At 72.0% G+C, this 16,952-nt stretch carries 15 protein-coding genes and 2 pseudogenes; 7 read left to right on the plus strand and 10 right to left on the minus strand.

Annotated elements, in window-relative coordinates:
- Positions 1–67: 67 nt before the first annotated feature.
- A complete protein-coding gene (locus AB0I38_RS36725) occupies positions 68–1,078 on the minus strand; it encodes a hypothetical protein (protein WP_358492797.1) in 1,011 nt (336 codons plus the stop codon).
- A gap of 316 nt (positions 1,079–1,394) precedes the next feature.
- Between AB0I38_RS36725 and purB the strand changes: the two genes are divergently transcribed.
- The 4 genes from purB (at position 1,395) to AB0I38_RS36745 (ending at position 5,721) form a co-directional block, all read left to right on the plus strand.
- The gene (gene purB, locus AB0I38_RS36730) at positions 1,395–2,825 is read left to right on the plus strand and encodes an adenylosuccinate lyase (RefSeq protein ID WP_358492802.1); all 1,431 of its coding nucleotides are present in this window, start codon (positions 1,395–1,397) and stop codon (positions 2,823–2,825) included.
- Positions 2,822–3,583, plus strand: coding sequence for a GNAT family N-acetyltransferase (locus AB0I38_RS36735; protein ID WP_358492807.1), 762 nt, complete (start codon positions 2,822–2,824; stop codon positions 3,581–3,583). Before purB ends, AB0I38_RS36735 begins: the two co-directional genes overlap by 4 nt.
- Before the next feature lie 117 nt (positions 3,584–3,700).
- Positions 3,701–4,714 carry a DUF4037 domain-containing protein gene (locus tag AB0I38_RS36740; protein WP_358492812.1) on the plus strand — a complete coding sequence of 338 codons (1,014 nt, stop codon included), beginning with the start codon at positions 3,701–3,703 and terminating at the stop codon, positions 4,712–4,714.
- Positions 4,715–4,860: 146 nt separating this feature from the next.
- Complete coding sequence (locus AB0I38_RS36745) at positions 4,861–5,721, plus strand: alpha/beta hydrolase family protein (RefSeq protein ID WP_358492816.1); 861 nt, start codon at positions 4,861–4,863, stop codon at positions 5,719–5,721.
- Positions 5,722–5,832: 111 nt separating this feature from the next.
- On the opposite strand, the gene clpX is transcribed toward AB0I38_RS36745, so the two are convergent.
- Together clpX and AB0I38_RS36755 are read right to left on the minus strand one after the other, a co-directional pair.
- Positions 5,833–7,107: an ATP-dependent Clp protease ATP-binding subunit ClpX gene (gene clpX, locus AB0I38_RS36750; RefSeq protein ID WP_358492821.1), complete on the minus strand. Its 1,275-nt coding sequence runs from the start codon at positions 7,105–7,107 to the stop codon at positions 5,833–5,835.
- A gap of 14 nt (positions 7,108–7,121) precedes the next feature.
- Entirely contained in the window at positions 7,122–8,306 is a 1,185-nt protein-coding gene (locus AB0I38_RS36755; RefSeq protein WP_358492825.1) for a cytochrome P450 family protein, read from the minus strand.
- A 106-nt stretch (positions 8,307–8,412) separates the two neighbouring features.
- On the opposite strand from AB0I38_RS36755, the gene AB0I38_RS36760 reads away from it, so the two are divergent.
- A complete protein-coding gene (locus AB0I38_RS36760; protein ID WP_358493000.1) occupies positions 8,413–9,489 on the plus strand; it encodes a TetR/AcrR family transcriptional regulator in 1,077 nt (358 codons plus the stop codon).
- Between the two features lie 114 nt (positions 9,490–9,603).
- Entirely contained in the window at positions 9,604–10,449 is an 846-nt protein-coding gene (locus tag AB0I38_RS36765; protein WP_358492830.1) for a class I SAM-dependent methyltransferase, read from the plus strand.
- 78 nt (positions 10,450–10,527) lie between these two features.
- On the opposite strand, the gene AB0I38_RS36770 is transcribed toward AB0I38_RS36765, so the two are convergent.
- The 6 genes and pseudogenes from AB0I38_RS36770 to AB0I38_RS36795 all read right to left on the minus strand — a co-directional run bounded on the left by AB0I38_RS36770 (position 10,528) and on the right by AB0I38_RS36795 (position 15,449).
- Entirely contained in the window at positions 10,528–11,715 is a 1,188-nt protein-coding gene (locus tag AB0I38_RS36770; protein ID WP_358493005.1) for a penicillin acylase family protein, read from the minus strand.
- A pseudogene (locus AB0I38_RS36775) lies at positions 11,712–12,161 on the minus strand (ABC transporter ATP-binding protein); the annotation flags it as partial. The gene AB0I38_RS36770 and the pseudogene AB0I38_RS36775, both read right to left, overlap by 4 nt.
- A gap of 280 nt (positions 12,162–12,441) precedes the next feature.
- Positions 12,442–12,669, minus strand: a pseudogene (locus AB0I38_RS40460) (PadR family transcriptional regulator); the annotation flags it as partial.
- Between the two features lie 51 nt (positions 12,670–12,720).
- Positions 12,721–13,731 (minus strand): hypothetical protein, encoded by a 1,011-nt coding sequence (locus AB0I38_RS36785; RefSeq protein ID WP_358492834.1) that lies wholly within the window; start codon positions 13,729–13,731, stop codon positions 12,721–12,723.
- Between the two features lie 45 nt (positions 13,732–13,776).
- On the minus strand, positions 13,777–14,370 hold the full coding sequence (locus tag AB0I38_RS36790; protein WP_358492838.1) for a response regulator transcription factor: 594 nt from the start codon (positions 14,368–14,370) through the stop codon (positions 13,777–13,779).
- Positions 14,367–15,449, minus strand: coding sequence for a sensor histidine kinase (locus tag AB0I38_RS36795; protein ID WP_358492844.1), 1,083 nt, complete (start codon positions 15,447–15,449; stop codon positions 14,367–14,369). Before AB0I38_RS36795 ends, AB0I38_RS36790 begins: the two co-directional genes overlap by 4 nt.
- A gap of 100 nt (positions 15,450–15,549) precedes the next feature.
- Here AB0I38_RS36795 and AB0I38_RS36800 point away from each other — a divergent pair, with 100 nt between their 5' ends.
- Positions 15,550–15,804 carry a helix-turn-helix domain-containing protein gene (locus tag AB0I38_RS36800; RefSeq protein WP_358492850.1) on the plus strand — a complete coding sequence of 85 codons (255 nt, stop codon included), beginning with the start codon at positions 15,550–15,552 and terminating at the stop codon, positions 15,802–15,804.
- Between the two features lie 17 nt (positions 15,805–15,821).
- Here the strand turns inward: AB0I38_RS36800 and AB0I38_RS36805 are convergent, their stop codons facing one another.
- Positions 15,822–16,883: a tyrosine-type recombinase/integrase gene (locus AB0I38_RS36805; protein WP_436838816.1), complete on the minus strand. Its 1,062-nt coding sequence runs from the start codon at positions 16,881–16,883 to the stop codon at positions 15,822–15,824.
- Positions 16,884–16,952 lie beyond the last annotated feature (69 nt).

Here is a 16,952-nt window from a genome sequence, read left to right on the forward strand (position 1 = left end):
GGAGGGGGCACCGGTGCCTGCCCGGCGCACCCGGGCAGGCTGTTCGCCGGTCCACGACCCCGGTCGATCATTTGTCGGTGGTGTTGGCCCGCTTGTTCGGCCTCTTCTCGAACACCGAGTCCGACGAACTCGACTCCTCTTCCTGGCTCGAGTCCGACGAACTCGACTCCTCTTCCTGGCTCGAGTCCGTCTCCTCTCTCGCCCTCTTCTCCGACTTTCCTCTCTTCTCCTGGGCCGCCTTCTTCTTCTCCTCCTGCCGCAGGAGTTCGTTCTTCTTCTCCGCCGCCTTCTTCTTCTCCTCCTCCTCCTTCGAGGGGAGCAGGGCCCAGACGATGCCGAGCTCGCTGACGTCCTTGTCCGTCAGCGGGACGCGCAACCTCCCCTCCCACTTCTTGCGGTCGTCTCTGACGATGCCCTTACCGCCCTTGTTGCTGGCGATCCATCCGGCCTTGAATATCTGCGTCTCGGTCACCGATCCCGGCTTTCGCATGTCCGGCTCGTACGCGTCGGAGAAGTAGACGTGGTGGAACTTGTTGAGCCATTCCGTGAAGCCCTCCGAGGTTCCGGCGGACTCCACGGGCTCGTTGGCCTTTTTCGGCTTTGGCGCGCTCTTGTTCTGGTTCGTGTCGTAATCCCTGGTGAAGAAGACACCGATGACCAGGCGTAGGCAGTCCGCGTAGTCCGTGTCGACCTTGTCGAGTTTTTGGATGTCCTTTTCGAAGTTGCTTCTGAAGTTCTTCGCCGCGTCGATCGACTGGACCTTCACCTCGATGATGACCTTGTCGGAGCCGCTGGCCGCGACTGTGCCGTTGAGCACCCAGTCGCACGCCATTTTCGCGTTGGGGTAGACGTTCCGCGTCTGCGGAGCCCCCAGGTCGGCCCAGAGGTACTTCTTCTGCAGGTGCAGCGTGAAGGCGGTTCTCAGCGAGTCCTCCCAGCCCTCTCCCGGGTTGGCCCACCATCCCGTGATCGTGTCGAGGTTGGCGTCGGTCCACGCGATCAGCTCTTCGAGGAAGAGTTTCACGGTCAGAAGCTTGGTGTCGCCGGACTGGAGCGGTGTGAGGATCGTCTGTTCCATCGTGCTCGTTCCCCCTGCTGTCCCAGGTGCTCGTTTGAAGGCTTCACCGTGCGCTCGCCCGCTCATCAACCGATTGGCGAATACTTGATGCGCCGGTCAGCGGGTATGGCGGAATACCGCAGAGAAATCTACATTGTAAAGGCCGTGTCGATGGTGCAAATAACACCTACCAAAAGAACAACCACCGCATCACCGATGCGGAGCATGGAATCAAGGTGACGGTCATACCCCGATCGTGGCGGGGTGCGATGGCCGGCCGATGCGGTCGCGGGCCTGGTGCGGTGCGGGTGGAGCCGGGTGAATAGACTTGTCCGACGTGACTTCGAAGCCGCGTATCCCTGATGTCCTGGCCGCTCGCTATGCCTCGCCGGAGTTGGCCCGGTTGTGGTCGCCCGAGTACAAGGTGGTGGCGGAGCGCCGGTTGTGGCTGGCGGTGCTGCGGGCGCAGGCGGAGCTGGGCGTGGCTGTGCCCGAGGGCGCGGTGGCCGATTACGAGAAGGTGGTCGAGCGGGTCGACCTGGAGTCGATCGCGGCGCGGGAACGGGTGACCCGGCACGACGTGAAGGCGCGGATCGAGGAGTTCAACGCGCTGGCGGGGCACGAGCAGGTGCACAAGGGGATGACCTCGCGTGACCTGACGGAGAACGTCGAGCAGTTGCAGGTGCGTGACAGCCTGCTGCTGGTGCGTGATCGGGTGGTGGCGTTGCTGGCGCGGCTGGCGTCGCTGGCGGAGGAGCACGAGGCGACGGTGGTGGCGGGCCGTTCGCACAATGTGGCGGCGCAGGCGACGACGCTGGGCAAGCGGTTCGCGTCGGCCGCCGACGAGCTGCTGGTGGCGTTCCGGCGGCTGGAGGAGCTGGTCGGCCGTTATCCGTTGCGGGGCGTCAAGGGGCCGGTGGGGACGGCGCAGGACATGCTCGATCTGCTGGGGGGCGATCGGGCGAAGCTGGCCGAGCTGGAGGGCCGGGTGGCGGCGCATCTGGGGTTCGAGCGGCGGTTGACGAGTGTGGGGCAGGTCTATCCGCGGTCGCTGGACTTCGAGGTGGTGTCGGCGCTGGTGCAGCTGGCGGCGGCGCCGTCGTCGCTGGCCAAGACGATCCGGTTGATGGCGGGGCACGAGCTGGTGACCGAGGGGTTCAAGGAGGGGCAGGTCGGCTCGTCGGCGATGCCGCACAAGATGAACACCCGGTCGTGCGAGCGGGTCAACGGGCTGGCGGTGGTGTTGCGGGGTTACGCCTCGATGGTGGGGGAGCTGGCGGGCGACCAGTGGAACGAGGGCGACGTGTCGTGTTCGGTGGTGCGCCGGGTGGCGCTGCCGGACGCGTTCTTCGCCTTCGACGGGCTGGTGGAGACGATGTTGACGGTGCTGGACGAGTTCGGGGCGTTCCCGGCGGTGATCGCGGCGGAGCTCGATCGTTACCTGCCGTTCCTGGCGACGACGAAGATGCTGATGGCGGCGGTGCGGGCGGGTGTGGGCCGTGAGCAGGCCCATGAGCTGATCAAGGAGCACGCGGTGGCGTCGGCGCTGGCGATGCGGTCGCGTGGGGTGGCCAACGAGTTGCTGGATCGGCTGGCGGCCGATGAGCGGTTCCCGCTGGATCGGGCGGCGCTGGAGGGGTTGCTGGCTGATCGGGTGTCGTTCACGGGCGCGGCGGCCGATCAGGTGGAGGCGGTGTCGCAGCAGGTGGGTGAGGTCGTGGCGGCGTATCCGGAGGCGGCCGCCTACCGTCCGGGAGCGATTTTGTGATCCGTGAGCTGATCTCGCTGGATCGGGTGCGGGCGGCGTGTGGTGACGACGATCTGCTCATGTGGGGGGCGCAGGGGCTGACGGGCGGGGCGCGGGCGTGGGCGCTCGGTGACGCGGTGGTGGCGGCGGCGCCGGGGGTGGCGCGGCGTGACCGGCTGACGGTGTGGGGCGGGGTTCCGGACGCGGTGGAGTTGGTGCGGCACGCGCTGGCGGAGGTGGGGCCGTCGTTTCGGCTGCTGGGCGGGGCCGGGCTGGTGGCCGAGGTGACGCCGAAGGTCGGCGGGCTGGAGGCCGGGCCGGTGTTCTCGTGGATGAGCCTGCCTGGCGGGTCTTTCGTGCGCGGGGGTGGTGGTCGTTCCGGCGATGCCGCGGGTGCGGGTGGCGTGGGGTGGCTGGGGCCGGAGGAGGACGGTGAGGTGGCGGCGTTGCTGAGGGAGGCGGCGCCGGGGTCGTACGCGGTGCCGGGTGGGGCCGGGGTGCGGCGGTGGGCCGGTCTGCGGGTGGAGGGGCGGCTGGTGGCGGTGGCGGCCGACGCGTGGAGTGCCCCGTCGGTGGGGTTGGTGGCGGGTGTGGCGACGGCGGTGTCCTCGCGGGGGCGGGGGCTGGCCGAGCGGGTGTGCCGGTGGGTGTCGGGTGAGCTGGTGGCGGCGCATGGGCGGGTGGCGCTGATGGTGGACGACGACAATCCGTCGGCGATCGGGGTGTACGTGCGGATCGGGTACGGGCGGGCGCCGGTGATGGTGTCGCGGGTCCGCTGAGCCCGTTCGCGGCCTCCTTCCCGGGTCGAACGGTTCGGGGGATTAATTGGGGTGAGGTTGCGGAGGGCGTCAGGCACAGTGGGCGGTGTGATGTCCGATTTTGTGCCTGGTATTGAGTTGTCCCGTGCGTTCTACGCCGAGGTGGTGGCGCCGCTGGTGGCCGGTGTGCCGCACAGTGCCGCGTTGATCGGGCCGGGGTCTGAGGTGCTGGCGTTCGACACGGGCCGCTCGGCCGACCATGACTGGGGTCCGCGGGTGCTGGTGTTCACGGCGCCGGAGGCGGTGGAGGCCGTGGAGGCGAGGGTGGCGGCGGGGCTGCCTGGCCGGTTTCGCGGTTTTGAGACGGTGTTCGACTATCGCGGGGTGGTGCGGCCGGGGGTGGAGGTGGCGGATCTGGGGGTGTGGCTGGAGGGGCGGCTCGGGTTCGATCCGGAGGGCAGTGGGGGGATTTCGCTGCTCGACTGGTTGTCGGTGCCGTGGCAGAGCCTGGCCGAGGTGACGGGGGGTGAGGTCTTTCACGATGGGCTGGGCCGGTTGGAGGGGGTCCGGGCGGCGTTGCGGTGGTATCCGGCTGACGTGTGGCGGTATGTGCTGGCGTGCCAGTGGCGGCGTATCGCGCAGGAGGAGCCGTTTCCGGGGCGGTGCGGGGAGGTGGGTGACGAGCTGGGGTCGGCGGTGGTGGGGGCGCGGCTGGCGCGTGAGGTGATGCGGCTGGCGTTGCTGTTGCGGCGGCGTTATCCGCCGTACGCGAAGTGGCTCGGTAGTGCGCTGGCGCGGTTGCCGGGGTCGGCGGAGCTGGGGGAGGCGCTGGGGTCGGCGTTGGCGGCGCGGTCGTGGCGGGCTCGGGAGAGCGCTCTGGCGGTGGCGTACGGGCGGGTGGCGGCGATGCAGAACCGGGTGGCGCTGGCGGAGCGGCTGGATGAGCGGGTGCGTGGTTTCCACGATCGGCCGTTTCAGGTGATCGGGGGTGACCGGTTCGCGCGGGCGTTGCTGGAGGCGGTGTCGGATCCGGCGGTCAGGGTGTTGCCGTTGGTGGGGAACGTGGACCAGGTGTCGGATTCGGCGGAGTTGCTGCTGGCTCCGTCACGTGCGCGCGCGGTCGCCGCGGCGGCGCTCGGCTTGGGCGTGTGACGCGTCCTCGCGGTCGATCTCGGAGAGGGGCTGGGGGCATCGTGCGTGCCGGCCGGGCCGGTCGGTGCCCTCGTCTGTGGAATGAACGGGTGTGCTTGTGGCGAACGCGCCGCTTTCCGCCACTTTTCCGGCGGTACGGTGCGCGCATGGCGATGATCGACACTCTGGGGATCGCGTACGACGAGGCGGGGCCGGACGGTGACGTGGCGGTGGTGTTCGTGCACGCCGCGGTGGCCGATCGGCGCATGTGGGAGCACCAGTTCCGGGAGTTGTCGCGGCGGCATCGGGTGATCCGTTACGACTGCCGCGGCCATGGCGAGTCCGGCGATCCCGGCGAGTGGGTGTGCCATCACGAGGATCTGCTGGCGGTGCTCGACGCGCTGGGGGTGCGGCGGGCTGTGCTGGTGGGCTCGTCGATGGGCGGCGCCTACGCCTTGGAGGCGGCGCTCGTGGCGCCGGAGCGGGTGGCCGGGCTCGCGCTGATCTGCTCGGGCCTGACCGGGCATCAGTGGCCGCCGGAGATGCTGGCCCAGGCGCGCGAACGCGTGCACAGCGCGGTGCCGGCCGAGCGGCTGGCCCGCTACGGCGACGGGTCCGCCGGCCGGGTCGACCCGGCCGACACGCTGGCTGTGGCGCGGGCTCACACGCTGTGGCAGGTGGCCGGTCCCGGTCGTGGCCGCGCCGACCTGGCCGACGAGGTGTGGGAGGCCGCGGTGGAGATGTGCCGGGAGGTGTTCCGCCGCGAGTGGAGCGGCCCGCGCGCCGTCGAGCGGCAGCTCGACCCGCCGGCCGCCGGTCGGCTGCGTGAGGTCGCCGCGCCCGCCCTGGTGATCAACGGTTTGGCGGACGTGCCGGGCATTCAGGAGGTGTCCGGGCTGTTGGCGGCGGGCATTCCGGGCGCTCGCGGCCTCGACCTGCCGGAGACCGGCCATCTGCCGCCGCTGGAACGTCCCGTCGAGGTGACCGCCGCCTTGCGTGACTTCCTCGCCGCCGCTCTGACGCCGTGACCGGGCGGGGTGGTCGGGTGGGGCCGTCGGGCGGTCTGGCGCCGGGTTCGGCGGCCTGATCACCAGCCTGACCAGGTGGGCGCCGGGTCGGGCGGGGACGCCGTGGGCGGGTCAGGCGGATCTGTCGCGGGGTTCCTGGTCCCTCACGGGGTGGTCGCGGGGGATGAGGGCCGGGTTGACGTTGCCGAGGACGGTGGCGCGGTCGACGACGACCCGGGCCACGTCGTCGCGGCTCGGCACTTCGTACATGACGTTGAGCAGCACCTCTTCGAGGATCGCGCGGATGGCGCGGGCGCCGGTGCGGCGCAGCAGCGCCTGCTCGGCGATCGCGCCGATGGCGTCCTCGGTGAACTCCAGCTCGACCCCGTCCAGTTCGAACAGCCGCTGGTACTGCTTGATCGGCGCGTTGCGCGGCTCGGTGAGGATCCGCGTCAGCGTCTCGCGGTCCATGGGCTGGAAGGTCGACACGATCGGCAGGCGGCCGACGAACTCCGGGATCAGCCCGAACGCGATCAGGTCGGCGGGCATGACCTGTGCGAGGAGGTCCTGGCGGGGTGGCCGCCGGGTGGCGCCGAACCCGGCGCGGCCGCGGCCGGCGCGCCGCTCGATGATCTGTTCCAGGCCGGTGAACGCGCCGCCGGCGATGAACAGCACGTCGCTGGTGTCGATGGAGATGAGGTCCTGGTGGGGGTGTTTGCGGCCGCCTTGCGCGGGGACGCCGGCGACGGTGCCCTCGAGGATTTTCAGCAGCGCCTGCTGGACGCCTTCGCCGGAGACGTCGCGGGTGAGTGACGGGTTCTCGCTCCGGCGGGTGATCTTGTCGATCTCGTCGATGTAGACGATGCCGGTCCGCGCTTTGCGGACGTCGCCGCCGGCGGCGTTCAGGAGGGTGAGCAGGATGTTCTCGACGTCCTCGCCGACGTAGCCGGCTTCGGTGAGCGCGGTGGCGTCGGCCATCGCGAACGGCACGTCCAGCATTCTGGCGAGCGTCTGGGCGAGGTGGGTCTTGCCGCAGCCGGTCGGGCCGATCAGCAGGATGTTGGACGTGCCGAGCTCGACCTGCTCCTGCTGTCCGGCCGGTCGCCCGCTGTCCAGCCGCAGGCGCTTGTAGTGGTTGTGGACCGCGACCGCGAGCGTCCTTTTGGCGTGGTCCTGGCCGATCACGTACTGGTCGAGGAAGGCGTGGATCTCGCGTGGCGCCGGTGGGCGGCCGGCGACGGCGGGCGTGTCCGGTTCCTCCTCGTGGAGGAGCGCGGTGCACTGTCCGACGCATTCGTCGCAGATGTGGATGCCGGCCGGGCCCGCGATGAGCTTGCGGACCTGGTCCTGGCCTTTGCCGCAGAACGTGCATCGCAGCAGGTCGCCGCGTTCGCCGATGCGTGCCACTCGGGAGACTCCTCCTACAGGGTGACGGGTAGTGAGGTCAGCCGCCAGGTGCCCGGGTCGGGGGCGCGCAGTTCCTCGGCGGTCGCCGTCGCCGCCAGGCGGGGGAAGCGGCGTAGCAGGGCGGTGAGCGCGACCTCGGTCTGTACGCGGGCCAGCGAGGCGCCGAGGCAGAAGTGCGGCCCGTGGGCGAAGCCGAGGTGGCCGCCGGGAGCGCGGGTGAGGTCGAGCCGGTCGGGGTCGGGGAAGGCGCGCGGGTCACGGTTGGCGGCGGCGACGGCGACGGTCACCGTGTCGCCCTTGCGGATCGGCGTGCCGTACAGGTCGGTGTCCTCGCGTGCGTGGCGGGGGATCGTGAGCAGGGTGGGGCCGCACCAGCGGATCAGCTCCTCCACCGCGCGCGGCATGAGGGCGGGATCGGCGCGGAGCGCGGCGAGCTGCTCGGGGCGGCGCAGCAGTTCGTCGACGGCGTTGGCGATGAGGTTGGCGGGGGTCTGCCCGGCGATGAGCAGGTGCCACACGAGGGTGACCAGCTCGTCGTCGCCGAGCCCGTCGCCGTCGTGGGTCTGGGTGCGGATCAGGTCGTCGAGCAGGTCGTCGCCGGGTTGGCCGCGCCGTCGCGCGATGGCGTGCTTGGCGGCGTCCATGATGCCCGGGATGGCTTCGGCGAACGCGGGGCCTGCTCCCATGGCGACGGTGGCGCCGTAGCCGCGCCAGCGTGGCCGGTCGCTCTGGGGGACTCCGACGAGTTCGCAGATGACGTCGATGGGCAGTGGGCGGGCGAAGTGGGCCAGCAGGTCGGCCCGGCCGCCGGTGGCGTGGCCGGGCAGGTCGTCGAGCAGCCGTTCGGCGATCGGTTCGATCCGCGGCCGGAACTCCGCGGCGCGGCGGGCGGTGAAGGCGGGTGCGACCAGTCCGCGTAGCCGGGCGTGCTCGGGGCCGTTCATCTCGCCCATGGTCCGCATGTACGGCAGGCAGTCGGCGGGCACGTCGGGCCGCGTGTAGCTGGTGGCGTCGAGCTCGAAGCGGGTGTCTGTGAGCATGGCGCGGGCGCCTTCGTGGCGGGTCAGCGCCCACAGGGGGCCGAATCCCGGGGCGCTGATGCGGGCGAGTGGCGCCTGCTCGCGGGCGCGGGCGTAGGCGGTGAAGGGGTCGCGCAGCACCGCCGTGTCGGTGAGGTGGATCTCGGGGACGCCCGTCATGCTTTCCTCCCCAGCTGGGATGATCTCGTCATATGATCTCATCATCTGGATGGTCACGGTATCTTGGCGGGAGGCGGACGGCAAACCGCCGGGACCCGGGGGGACGATGGGCCGGCTCACCAGAGCGCAGACGCAGGAGCTTAACCGCGCCAAGGTGCTGTCGGCCGCCCGCGACGAGTTCGCCGACCGCGGTTTTCGTGAGGCCAGGATCGACGACATCGCCGACCGGGCCGGCCTCACCCGGGGCGCCGTCTACTCCAACTTCCCGGGCAAGCGGGCCCTCTACTTCGCCGTCCTGGCCGGCCTCGCCGAGCACGCCCCGCACGCGCCGCCCGTCCAGGACCGCACGGCCCGCGAGGCGCTCGCGGCGTTCGCCCGCGCCTGGGTCGCCCGCCTGCCGCTGTCCACCGACGAACATCACGGGGCCGCCCGCCTCGGCATGGACCTGATGCCCGAGGTCCTCGCCGAGCGACGCACCCGCCTGGCCTACGCCCAGCTGCTGAAGCTCGACGCCATCCTGCTCGGCCTCGCCCTGGAACGGCTGCGCCCGCCAGGCCCGCTGGTCCGCCTCGCCGAGGCCGTCCTCACCACCCTGCACGGCGTCAGCCAGCTGGCCGCCGCCGCGCCCGGCTTCACCGACCCGTTCGACGTGGTCAGCGTCTGCGAGCAGCTGGCCGGGCTCGACCTCGGCGGCGGCCTGCCGCTCACCCCCGATGTGCCGCCCGCCCGCGCCGCCGACGAACCGTGGTCACCGCCCGCGGCCATCGACGCGGTCCGGGGCACGGCCGCCGACCTGGCGGGCGACGGCGTGCTCGCCGTCCTCGGCCTGCACCGTCTCGAAGCGGCCGAGGAGCTCGTGCGCGCCGCGCCGCCCGCCGCCTCTGTCACCGCGGTGCTGGTCACCGGCTCGCCCGACGAGCTCGCCCCGCTGGCGCGGCTCGTCGTCGCCGAGGTGTGCGGCTGCCTGCGCCAGACCTTCCCCTCCTACGCCTGGCCGCGCCTGCGGGTCGTGCACGACGCCTCCGGCGAGCTCGCCGCGGCGGCCGGACTGCCCGCCGTCGGCGACGCCACCGAGGTGGCCGTCCGCGTCGAGGCCGGCCGGATCGTCGCCCGCGCCGACGGCCGCGGCGCCTGCCACGCCGCCGCCACCAGCGGTGTCACGACGCGTGACCACCACACGTGATGAGCCTTCACCGAGCACCGCCTGCCCGTGCGGCAGCTCCCACGGGCTCGGCCTCTCGCCGCCGGTGGGCTCGGATCCGCCGGCGACTTCACCAACTCGTGAGGTGGGATCGATATGCCTGATGGATGGCGGTGGGACAGCACCCTGTTCCAGGGAAGCGCGGCCTACTACGAGCGCGGTCGGCTGCCGTATGCTCCGGGTTTCGCCGGAACACTGGCTACGGCGCTCGGCCTGGACGGCCGGGGCAGACTCCTCGACGTCGGCTGCGGGCCGGGCATCGTGACGCTCGCCCTGGCGCGGTTCTTCGCCGAGGCGGTCGGCGTCGACCCGGATGAGGACATGCTGGCCGAGGCGGAGCGACAGGCGAAGCGTCGCGGGGTGACCAACGCGCGTTGGGTGGCCGCCCGTGCCGAGGACCTGCCGGCCGGTCTGGGTGAGTTCCAGGCCGTGATGTTCGCCCAGTCCTTCCACTGGACGGATCGGGACCGGGTCGCCGCGACCGTGCTGGAGATGCTGGAGCCGGGAGGCGCGTTCGTCCACATGAGCGACCTCAAGCATCCGCCCGTCGAACCGGGGCCGCCGCCGCTGCCCGCTCCCCCCTACGCGCAGATCGGTGACCTGGTACGGCGGTACGTGGGTCCGGTACGCCGCGCGGGGCGGGGGACACTCGTCAACGGCACGCCGAACCGGGAGGACCTCGTCCTGGCACGGGCCGGGTTCGAGAACTTCGAACGACAGGTCGTGCCGGCCGGGGAGGTGGTCAGCCGCACCGCGGACGACATCGTGGCATGGGCGTTCTCCCGATCCGGCTCCGCCCCGCACCTGTTCGGCGACAGGCTGGAGGACTTCGAGGGGGACCTGCGCGCGGTGCTGCGGCACGCCTCACCCGAGGGCCTCTTCGCGGAGCGTCTTCCGGCGACCGAGATCATGACCTGGCGCAAGCCGCCCGGCGAGCGGTGACGTCGCGGCGGCCCCGCTGTCGTCTTCCTCGTCCCGGGCGGCGTCCCTCGGCTCCTCACCCGCGCACCGTGGTGGTCCTCAGCCGCGGGTCGGCGGCGATCTCGGCCTCGGTGAACCGCCCGGTGACCCACTGGCCGCGGGAGAACAGGGCCGTCTGGTCGGTGTGGTGCGCCGAGGCGGGGTTGGCGGACAGGGAGTAGGTTGCGCGGGATCGAACGGCACCCGCCAGGGGCTGAATTCCGGCTCTCCCGGCTGATGCGGACGCCTCAGCCCGGTGAAGAACTCGCGCCACAGGATCGCGCCCTGCCCGTCCAAGGTGGCGCGCCCGTCCCAGTCGCGCAGCGTCGCGCAGGCCTCGCGCACGTTCACCCGCGTGCCGTCGGACGCGGTCGCCGTGGGGTGGGCCCGGCACAGTTTGGCCAGGTCCGCTCGCATGAGTTCGAAGGTGTGGTTGCGCTTGGCCGACACGGTGGCCTGCAGCGTGTCCAGGGTGAAGCCGGGCGCGCCCAGCCCGTCGGCCCCCGACAGCCTTTGGGCGATCATGTCCAGGCTGACCCGGGGACGTGGCTCCAGGTCCGTACGCTCCTCGCCCCACACGCCGGGGTAGCCGGTCAGCGGCGCCGACGGGTTCGTCATCCAGGCGGTGTTGTTGGAGTTGGCCACATAGTCGGCGCGGGTCAGTCTCGGCTGGTTGGCCGGCCCGAAGATGCCGGGCACGACGGCGTCGCGGTCCTTGCCCCACAGGCACGCGGAGGTCGAGCCGTCCAGTACGTACGCCTCCAGCCCCGGCATGGGCGACGGCTTGCCGCAGCGGCGCGCCTTCGCGTCGGTGACGTGGGGCACGACCGAGGCGTCGGCGAAGTAGGCGGTCCCGCCGGCGTCGGTGGCGAGCGTGTGGACGAACGGCATGCCCTGATGGGTGTCCTGCGCCGCGCGCGGCTGCGCGAGGTCGCCCGCTTTGGCCATGGCCAGCCATTCGTCGGCGGCGCGCAGGTTGGCGGCGTTGGCGTCGGCCAGCGCGTAGGCGACCTCGCGGTGGTTCCACAGCGCGCCGTCCGCGGTGGCGTCGAGCGCCCAGCCGGTGGGCGCCGTACCGCGCGTGCACTCCCAGCAGGGGCGCTCGCCGGCCGCCTGGAAGGCGTTGAACAGCGACAGCGTCGCCAAGAGCACCAAGACGCCGACCGCCACCCCGGCGACGATCAGCACCAGCCTGGTCGCCGACTCCCTGCCGCTGCGCAGCGACAGCCGCAGGCCCAGCCGGATCATCGGAGGAGCCCGCTCGCGTACGGGTCGGTGACCCGGCCGTCGCGGACGACGACCTCCCGGTCGGCGCAGGCGGCCACCCGGGCGTCGTGGGTCACCACGATCACGGTGGTGCCCTCCTCGCGGGCCAGCCCGACCAGCAGCTCCATCACGTGCTCGCCGGTCAGCGAGTCGAGCGCGCCGGTCGGCTCGTCGGCGAAGACGACCCGCGGCCGGGTCACCAGCGCTCTGGCGACGGCCACCCGCTGTGCCTGCCCGCCGGACAACTGCCCGGTGCGCCGTCCGCCCAGGCCGGTCAGTTCCAGCCGCTCCAGCCAGGAGGCGGCCCGCGCGTAGGCGTGCTTGCGCCTGGTACGGCCGAGCAGCAGGGGCAGCGCCACGTTGTCGGCCACGGTCAGCTCCGGCACGAGCTGGCCGAACTGGAAGACGAAATCGGCCGCGCACCGCCTCCGCCAGCGCCCCCAGCCGCGCCTGGGTGACGTCGATCCACCGCAGGTCGGCTTCGAGGCGGAACAGGCCATGATCGGCCAGCAGCGCGTCGATCAGGTTGCCGGCGCGCTTGATCTCGGTCAGCTCCCGCATGCGCCGCAGATGCGTCGCACGCTGGGCGTCGAGGTAGTCGCCGGCGTCGCGCCCCAGCATCAGCGTCAGCACGACCTTGGTGAACAGCACCGTCTGCAGGGACGGTTCGGCCGCGACCGGCTCGGCCAGCCACGCCTCGACCTCCTCCTTGCCCACAGGGGTGATGGCGTAGCGCTTGCGGTCGGGCCCGTCGCCCGGTTCGATCCGCCCGGCGATGACCTTGCCGTCTCGGGCCAGCCGGCCGAGCGTGGAATAGACCTGGCCGAACGGCAGGGGCTTACCCCGGCTGAAGAAGGTGTCGTAGTCGCGTTTCAGGTCGTATCCGTGGCTCGGCTCTCGTTCCAGCAGGCCGAGCAGTGCGAGGGGGACGCTCATGACCCGCGACTACACACTGAGGATATATTCGCGGGATATAAAGCGTTGAGGTCACCGAGCCGCCGGCCGGGAACTCACAGCCGGTCCCGACGCCCCCTGCCCGGCGAGCCGCGGCGACCGGAGACGTGCTGCGGCCACGGCGAGCAGGGCCACGGCGGCCAGGGCGAAGGCCGCGTTCCCGGCCAGATCGACCACCGGTTCCACGGGCACGGCGGGAGGCTGCGGAAACCCGTGCCAGGCGTAGGTGAGCACGCCGCCGGCCGCCAGCGCGAACACCTGGGCACGGCCCCAGCCCGGCCGCCGGGACCAGCGGGTCACCAGGACGCAGACCCCGGCGTAGACGGCGAGGTTGACGGCCACGACCGGCCACCCGCCGAGCGTGTCCAAGGTCAGGGCAGCGAGCCAGAACACCGCCCCGGCCGCCAGGGAGAAGCCGAGCACCGGCCACGGCCCCGGAGCCCGCCCCGGCGCCCCGGAGACCGCCTGGCGGCGGCGCAGGGCCAGGACGACCAACAGCCCGGCCGGCACCACCACGCCCGCCACCTGGGCGATGGAAGGCTGGTACGCGGCCGGGTCGAACAGGGCGCTGACCACTGCCCCGAGCCCGAACAGGATCCCGGCCGTCACCAGTCCGGGAACGCGCAGCCACGGCTGCGCCGCCCTGGCCGGCACCAGGGCCTCCACCACCGCGATGGGCACGCAGATGCTGCCCGCGGCGTGCACGCCGCCCAGCACGAAGGTCACCCACCAGGCGCTCACCTCCACGCCGGGGATCCACGCGTACGAGGTGAGGTCCATCCCCGCGTAGCCAGGGTTGAACAGCGAGCGCGTGACCAGTCCCTCTTCCAGCAGCCCGTAGGCGATGGCGAGCAGGACGATGCCGGGCCAGCCGGCGCCCCGGCGCCTGGCCAGCTCGCGGATGAGCAGCGCGCCGCCCCCGTACAGCGGGGCCAGAACGATCAGCGCGGCCAGCATGGTGACGGGCAGGTTGCCCAGCAGGAACTCGCCGATCAGCGGCGACAGGAAGAAGAGCCCGAGTGCGGGCGCGATTCGTTTACCCATGCCCCCAGCCTGGTCAGAGCGGGGCAGGGCAGGTAGTGACGTTTGTCAGAGCCAGCCCTTGGACTCGGCGGCCCGCGCCGCCTCGGCCCGGTTGCGGGCGCCGAGCTTGCCGATGGCCGACGACAGATAGTTGCGCACGGTGCCGTCGGACAGGAACAGGCGGCGGGCGATGTCGGCGATGGTGCCGCCCTCGCCGGCGGCGCGCAGCACATCGCGTTCGCGGTTGGTGAGCGGGTTGGAGCCGGCGGAGAGGCTGGCGGCGGAGAGCTTACGGTCGAACACCGTCTGGCCGGCGTGCACCCGGCGCACGGCGTCGGCCAGTTCCCCGGCCCTGGCGTCCTTGACCACGTAGCCGGCCACGCCGGCGTCCATGGCCCGCCGCAGGTATCCGGGGCGGCCGAAGGTGGTCAGGATGATCACGCGCACGCCGGTGAGCCCGGCCGCCACGGTGAGGCCGTCGCGGCCCGGCATCTCGATGTCGAGCAGCACGACATCCGGACGGAGCCGGGAGACCGCGCCGGCCACCTCGTCGCCGCGCCCCACCTGGCCCACGACCTCGAGGTCGGGCTCCAGGCCGAGCAGCGCCGCCAGCGCCTCACGTACGAGGTGCTGATCGTCGGCCAGCAGGACGCGGATCACGTCCGGTCCGCCACGGGCAGCCGGGCGCTCAGCAGGAAGCCGCCGCCCTCGGCGGCCCCGCCGTACAAGGTGCCGCCCGCCACCTGGATCCGCTCGGCCAGGCCGCGCAGCCCGTTGCCGCCCGCGCCCGCGGCTTCGACGGGCCCGCGTCCGTCGTCGCGCACCTCCGCGTACGCCTGCCCGCCCGCCACACCGAGCTGGATGCGGCAGCGGCGGGCGCCGCTGTGCCGCACGACGTTCGTCGTGGCCTCCCGGATCACCCAGGCCAGAACGGGCTCGACGCCGGCCGGGAGCGGTTCGGCCGCCACCTCCAGCCGCACGCCCGCGGTGCCGAGCGCACGACGCGCGCCGTCCAGTTCCCCGGGCAGCGACAACTCCCGGTATCCCGCGATCGCCTCGCGCACTTCGGACAACGCCTGCCGCGACAGCTCCTCGACCTGCTCCATCTCGGCTCCGGCCCGTTCCGGGTCGGTGCTGGCGAGCCTGCCCGCGAGCTGGCTCTTCACCGTCATCACGGCCAGGCTGTGACCGAGCAGGTCGTGCATGTCACGGGCGAAGCGCAGACGCTCGTTGTCCACGGCCAGCCGCTCGACTGCCACGTTGGCCTCGCTCAGCGCCCTGTTGGCGGCGTTGAGCTGGAGGAAGGCACGGATGGCGACGGTGAAGACGACGACCTGCAGCGGCATCCACCAGAACTCGGCCAGCGATCTGCCGAGCAGCGGAAGGGCGAGCGTGACGGCCACGGCGGTCGCCCCGGCCACCACCGGCAGGGCCCGCTCGGGCAGCGCCGTGGCGGCCGCGGTGATGAGGAAGTACGACGTCGCGAACACCCACATCTCGCCCAGGACCGGCACCATCGCGGCCGCGACCATGTAGAGCAGGACCAGGGCGTACGGGGTGGCGTTGCGATGCGGCCGGTCCAGAGCGGTCCACACCACCCGCAGGTAGAGGGCGACGAAGCCCGCCAGGCCGCCGAACGCCAGCCCGGCCACGACGCCGGAAGGGGCGGCCGCCAGGAACCCGGGCACCGGCAACACCAGGACGACGAGATAGACGGAGGTCCACAGCCGGCCCTTCATGTGTTGCACCCTATCCAGCGGCCTTCCCGCCGAACCCTGACGAATGTCACGAGGCTCAACACGCGACCGGTATTTGTATCCCGACTGTAGAATGAGGCACATGGTACGGCCCCCGCTGACACCCGAGGAACGCCTGCGCGGCGAACGCCTCGGCCTGCTGCTGCGCCAAGCCCGAGGCGAACGCAGCATCGTCGAGGTCGCCGCCGCCGCCGGCATGTCCGCCGAGACCCTCCGCAAGATCGAGACCGGCCGCATCGCCACCCCCGCCTTCTTCACCATCGCCGCCCTCGCCGAGGTCCTCGACATCCCCCTCGACCACCTCGCCGAACGCCTCACCCCCGGCATCCCCACCTGAGCGACCCAGGAGATGCGTCAGTCGGACGGCCTCGGCTCCCGCAGCAGCGGATGCGCCCGCATCGCCACCTCCAGCTCACCCGGCAACTCGTCACGGTAACGCCCCAGCGTCGACAGGTCACTGTGCCCCAGCACCCGCCGCACCGCGTCCATGTCGACCGCGTCGGCCAGCAGATGCGTCGCCGTCGTATGCCGTAACCCGTGCGGCGTCACCGAACGCCGCTGCTCCGGATCCACCCGCGCCCGCACCCGGTCGATCACCGCCTGCACGTCACCCCGCGCCAGCCGCCGACCCCGCCACGACAACAGCAACGCCTTGTCCGGCACCGCCGCCCGGCCCCGCGCCAGATAGTCGTCCAGCGCCGCCGCCACGTCACGGGGGAGCGGCACATCACGCGTGCGGCCCCCCTTGCCGAAGATCCGCCAGTAACGCACCCCGTCATTGGTGTAGAAATCCTCGACGTTGGCCCGCACCAGCTCCGAGACCCGCGGCCCCATCGTCGACAGCAGCAACACGATCAACGCGTCACGCGTCTCCATCCGCTGATCACGCCGGCCGCCGCCGCGCTCCTCGCTCATCGACCGTGCCGCGCCGATCAGCCCCTGGGCCTGCTCCCGCGTCAACGCCCGCCGCTCCGGCCGCAGCCCGCCCCGCTCCCGCGCCGTCACCGTCGAGGACGCCATCGGATCGATCTGCACCCAGCCCGCCAGCACCGCGTGCTTGAACAACGCCGACACCGACCGGCGGAAACGCGCCTGCGACGACGGCGACTGCGACGCGCCCCCGGCCCGCCCCCCACCATCCGCACCGGCCGCCGGAGCGCCGCCCCCGGTGGCGCCGGAGCGCCGACCGTCCGGCTTGCGGGCGAACGCCAGCAACACCGCGTCCATGTCGGCCCCCGTCAGGTCGTCGAGCACCGTCTCCGCACCCGCCAGCGCCACGAACGTCACCACGTCACGCGCGTAGACCTCGGCCGTCGACCTCGACAACCCCCCCGTCAGCGACTTGGCCCGCACCAGCTCCACATAGCGGTCAGCCGCCTCCGCCACCGTCACCCGTTCGAGCTCCGCAGGCCGCACCGTCACCCCTCACCCTCGCCACGAGGACCCGAAGAAAGGAGGATCCACGACAAGAAGATCCACGAGGAG

The organism is Nonomuraea cavernae (assembly GCF_040655715.1).
In the GTDB taxonomy this organism is placed as follows: domain Bacteria; phylum Actinomycetota; class Actinomycetes; order Streptosporangiales; family Streptosporangiaceae; genus Nonomuraea; species Nonomuraea cavernae_A.

Excerpts from the sequence above, each read along its gene's own strand:
- AB0I38_RS36770 (WP_358493005.1), bottom strand. The coding sequence starts at position 11,715 with ATGATCCGGCTGGGCCTGCGGCTGTCGCTGCGCAGCGGCAGGGAGTCG.
- AB0I38_RS36765 (WP_358492830.1), top strand. The coding sequence starts at position 9,604 with ATGCCTGATGGATGGCGGTGGGACAGCACCCTGTTCCAGGGAAGCGCG.
- AB0I38_RS36745 (WP_358492816.1), top strand. The coding sequence starts at position 4,861 with ATGGCGATGATCGACACTCTGGGGATCGCGTACGACGAGGCGGGGCCG.
- AB0I38_RS36795 (WP_358492844.1), bottom strand. The coding sequence starts at position 15,449 with ATGAAGGGCCGGCTGTGGACCTCCGTCTATCTCGTCGTCCTGGTGTTG.
- AB0I38_RS36800 (WP_358492850.1), top strand. The coding sequence starts at position 15,550 with ATGGTACGGCCCCCGCTGACACCCGAGGAACGCCTGCGCGGCGAACGC.
- AB0I38_RS36725 (WP_358492797.1), bottom strand. The coding sequence starts at position 1,078 with ATGGAACAGACGATCCTCACACCGCTCCAGTCCGGCGACACCAAGCTT.
- AB0I38_RS36760 (WP_358493000.1), top strand. The coding sequence starts at position 8,413 with ATGGGCCGGCTCACCAGAGCGCAGACGCAGGAGCTTAACCGCGCCAAG.
- AB0I38_RS36785 (WP_358492834.1), bottom strand. The coding sequence starts at position 13,731 with ATGGGTAAACGAATCGCGCCCGCACTCGGGCTCTTCTTCCTGTCGCCG.
- AB0I38_RS36755 (WP_358492825.1), bottom strand. The coding sequence starts at position 8,306 with ATGACGGGCGTCCCCGAGATCCACCTCACCGACACGGCGGTGCTGCGC.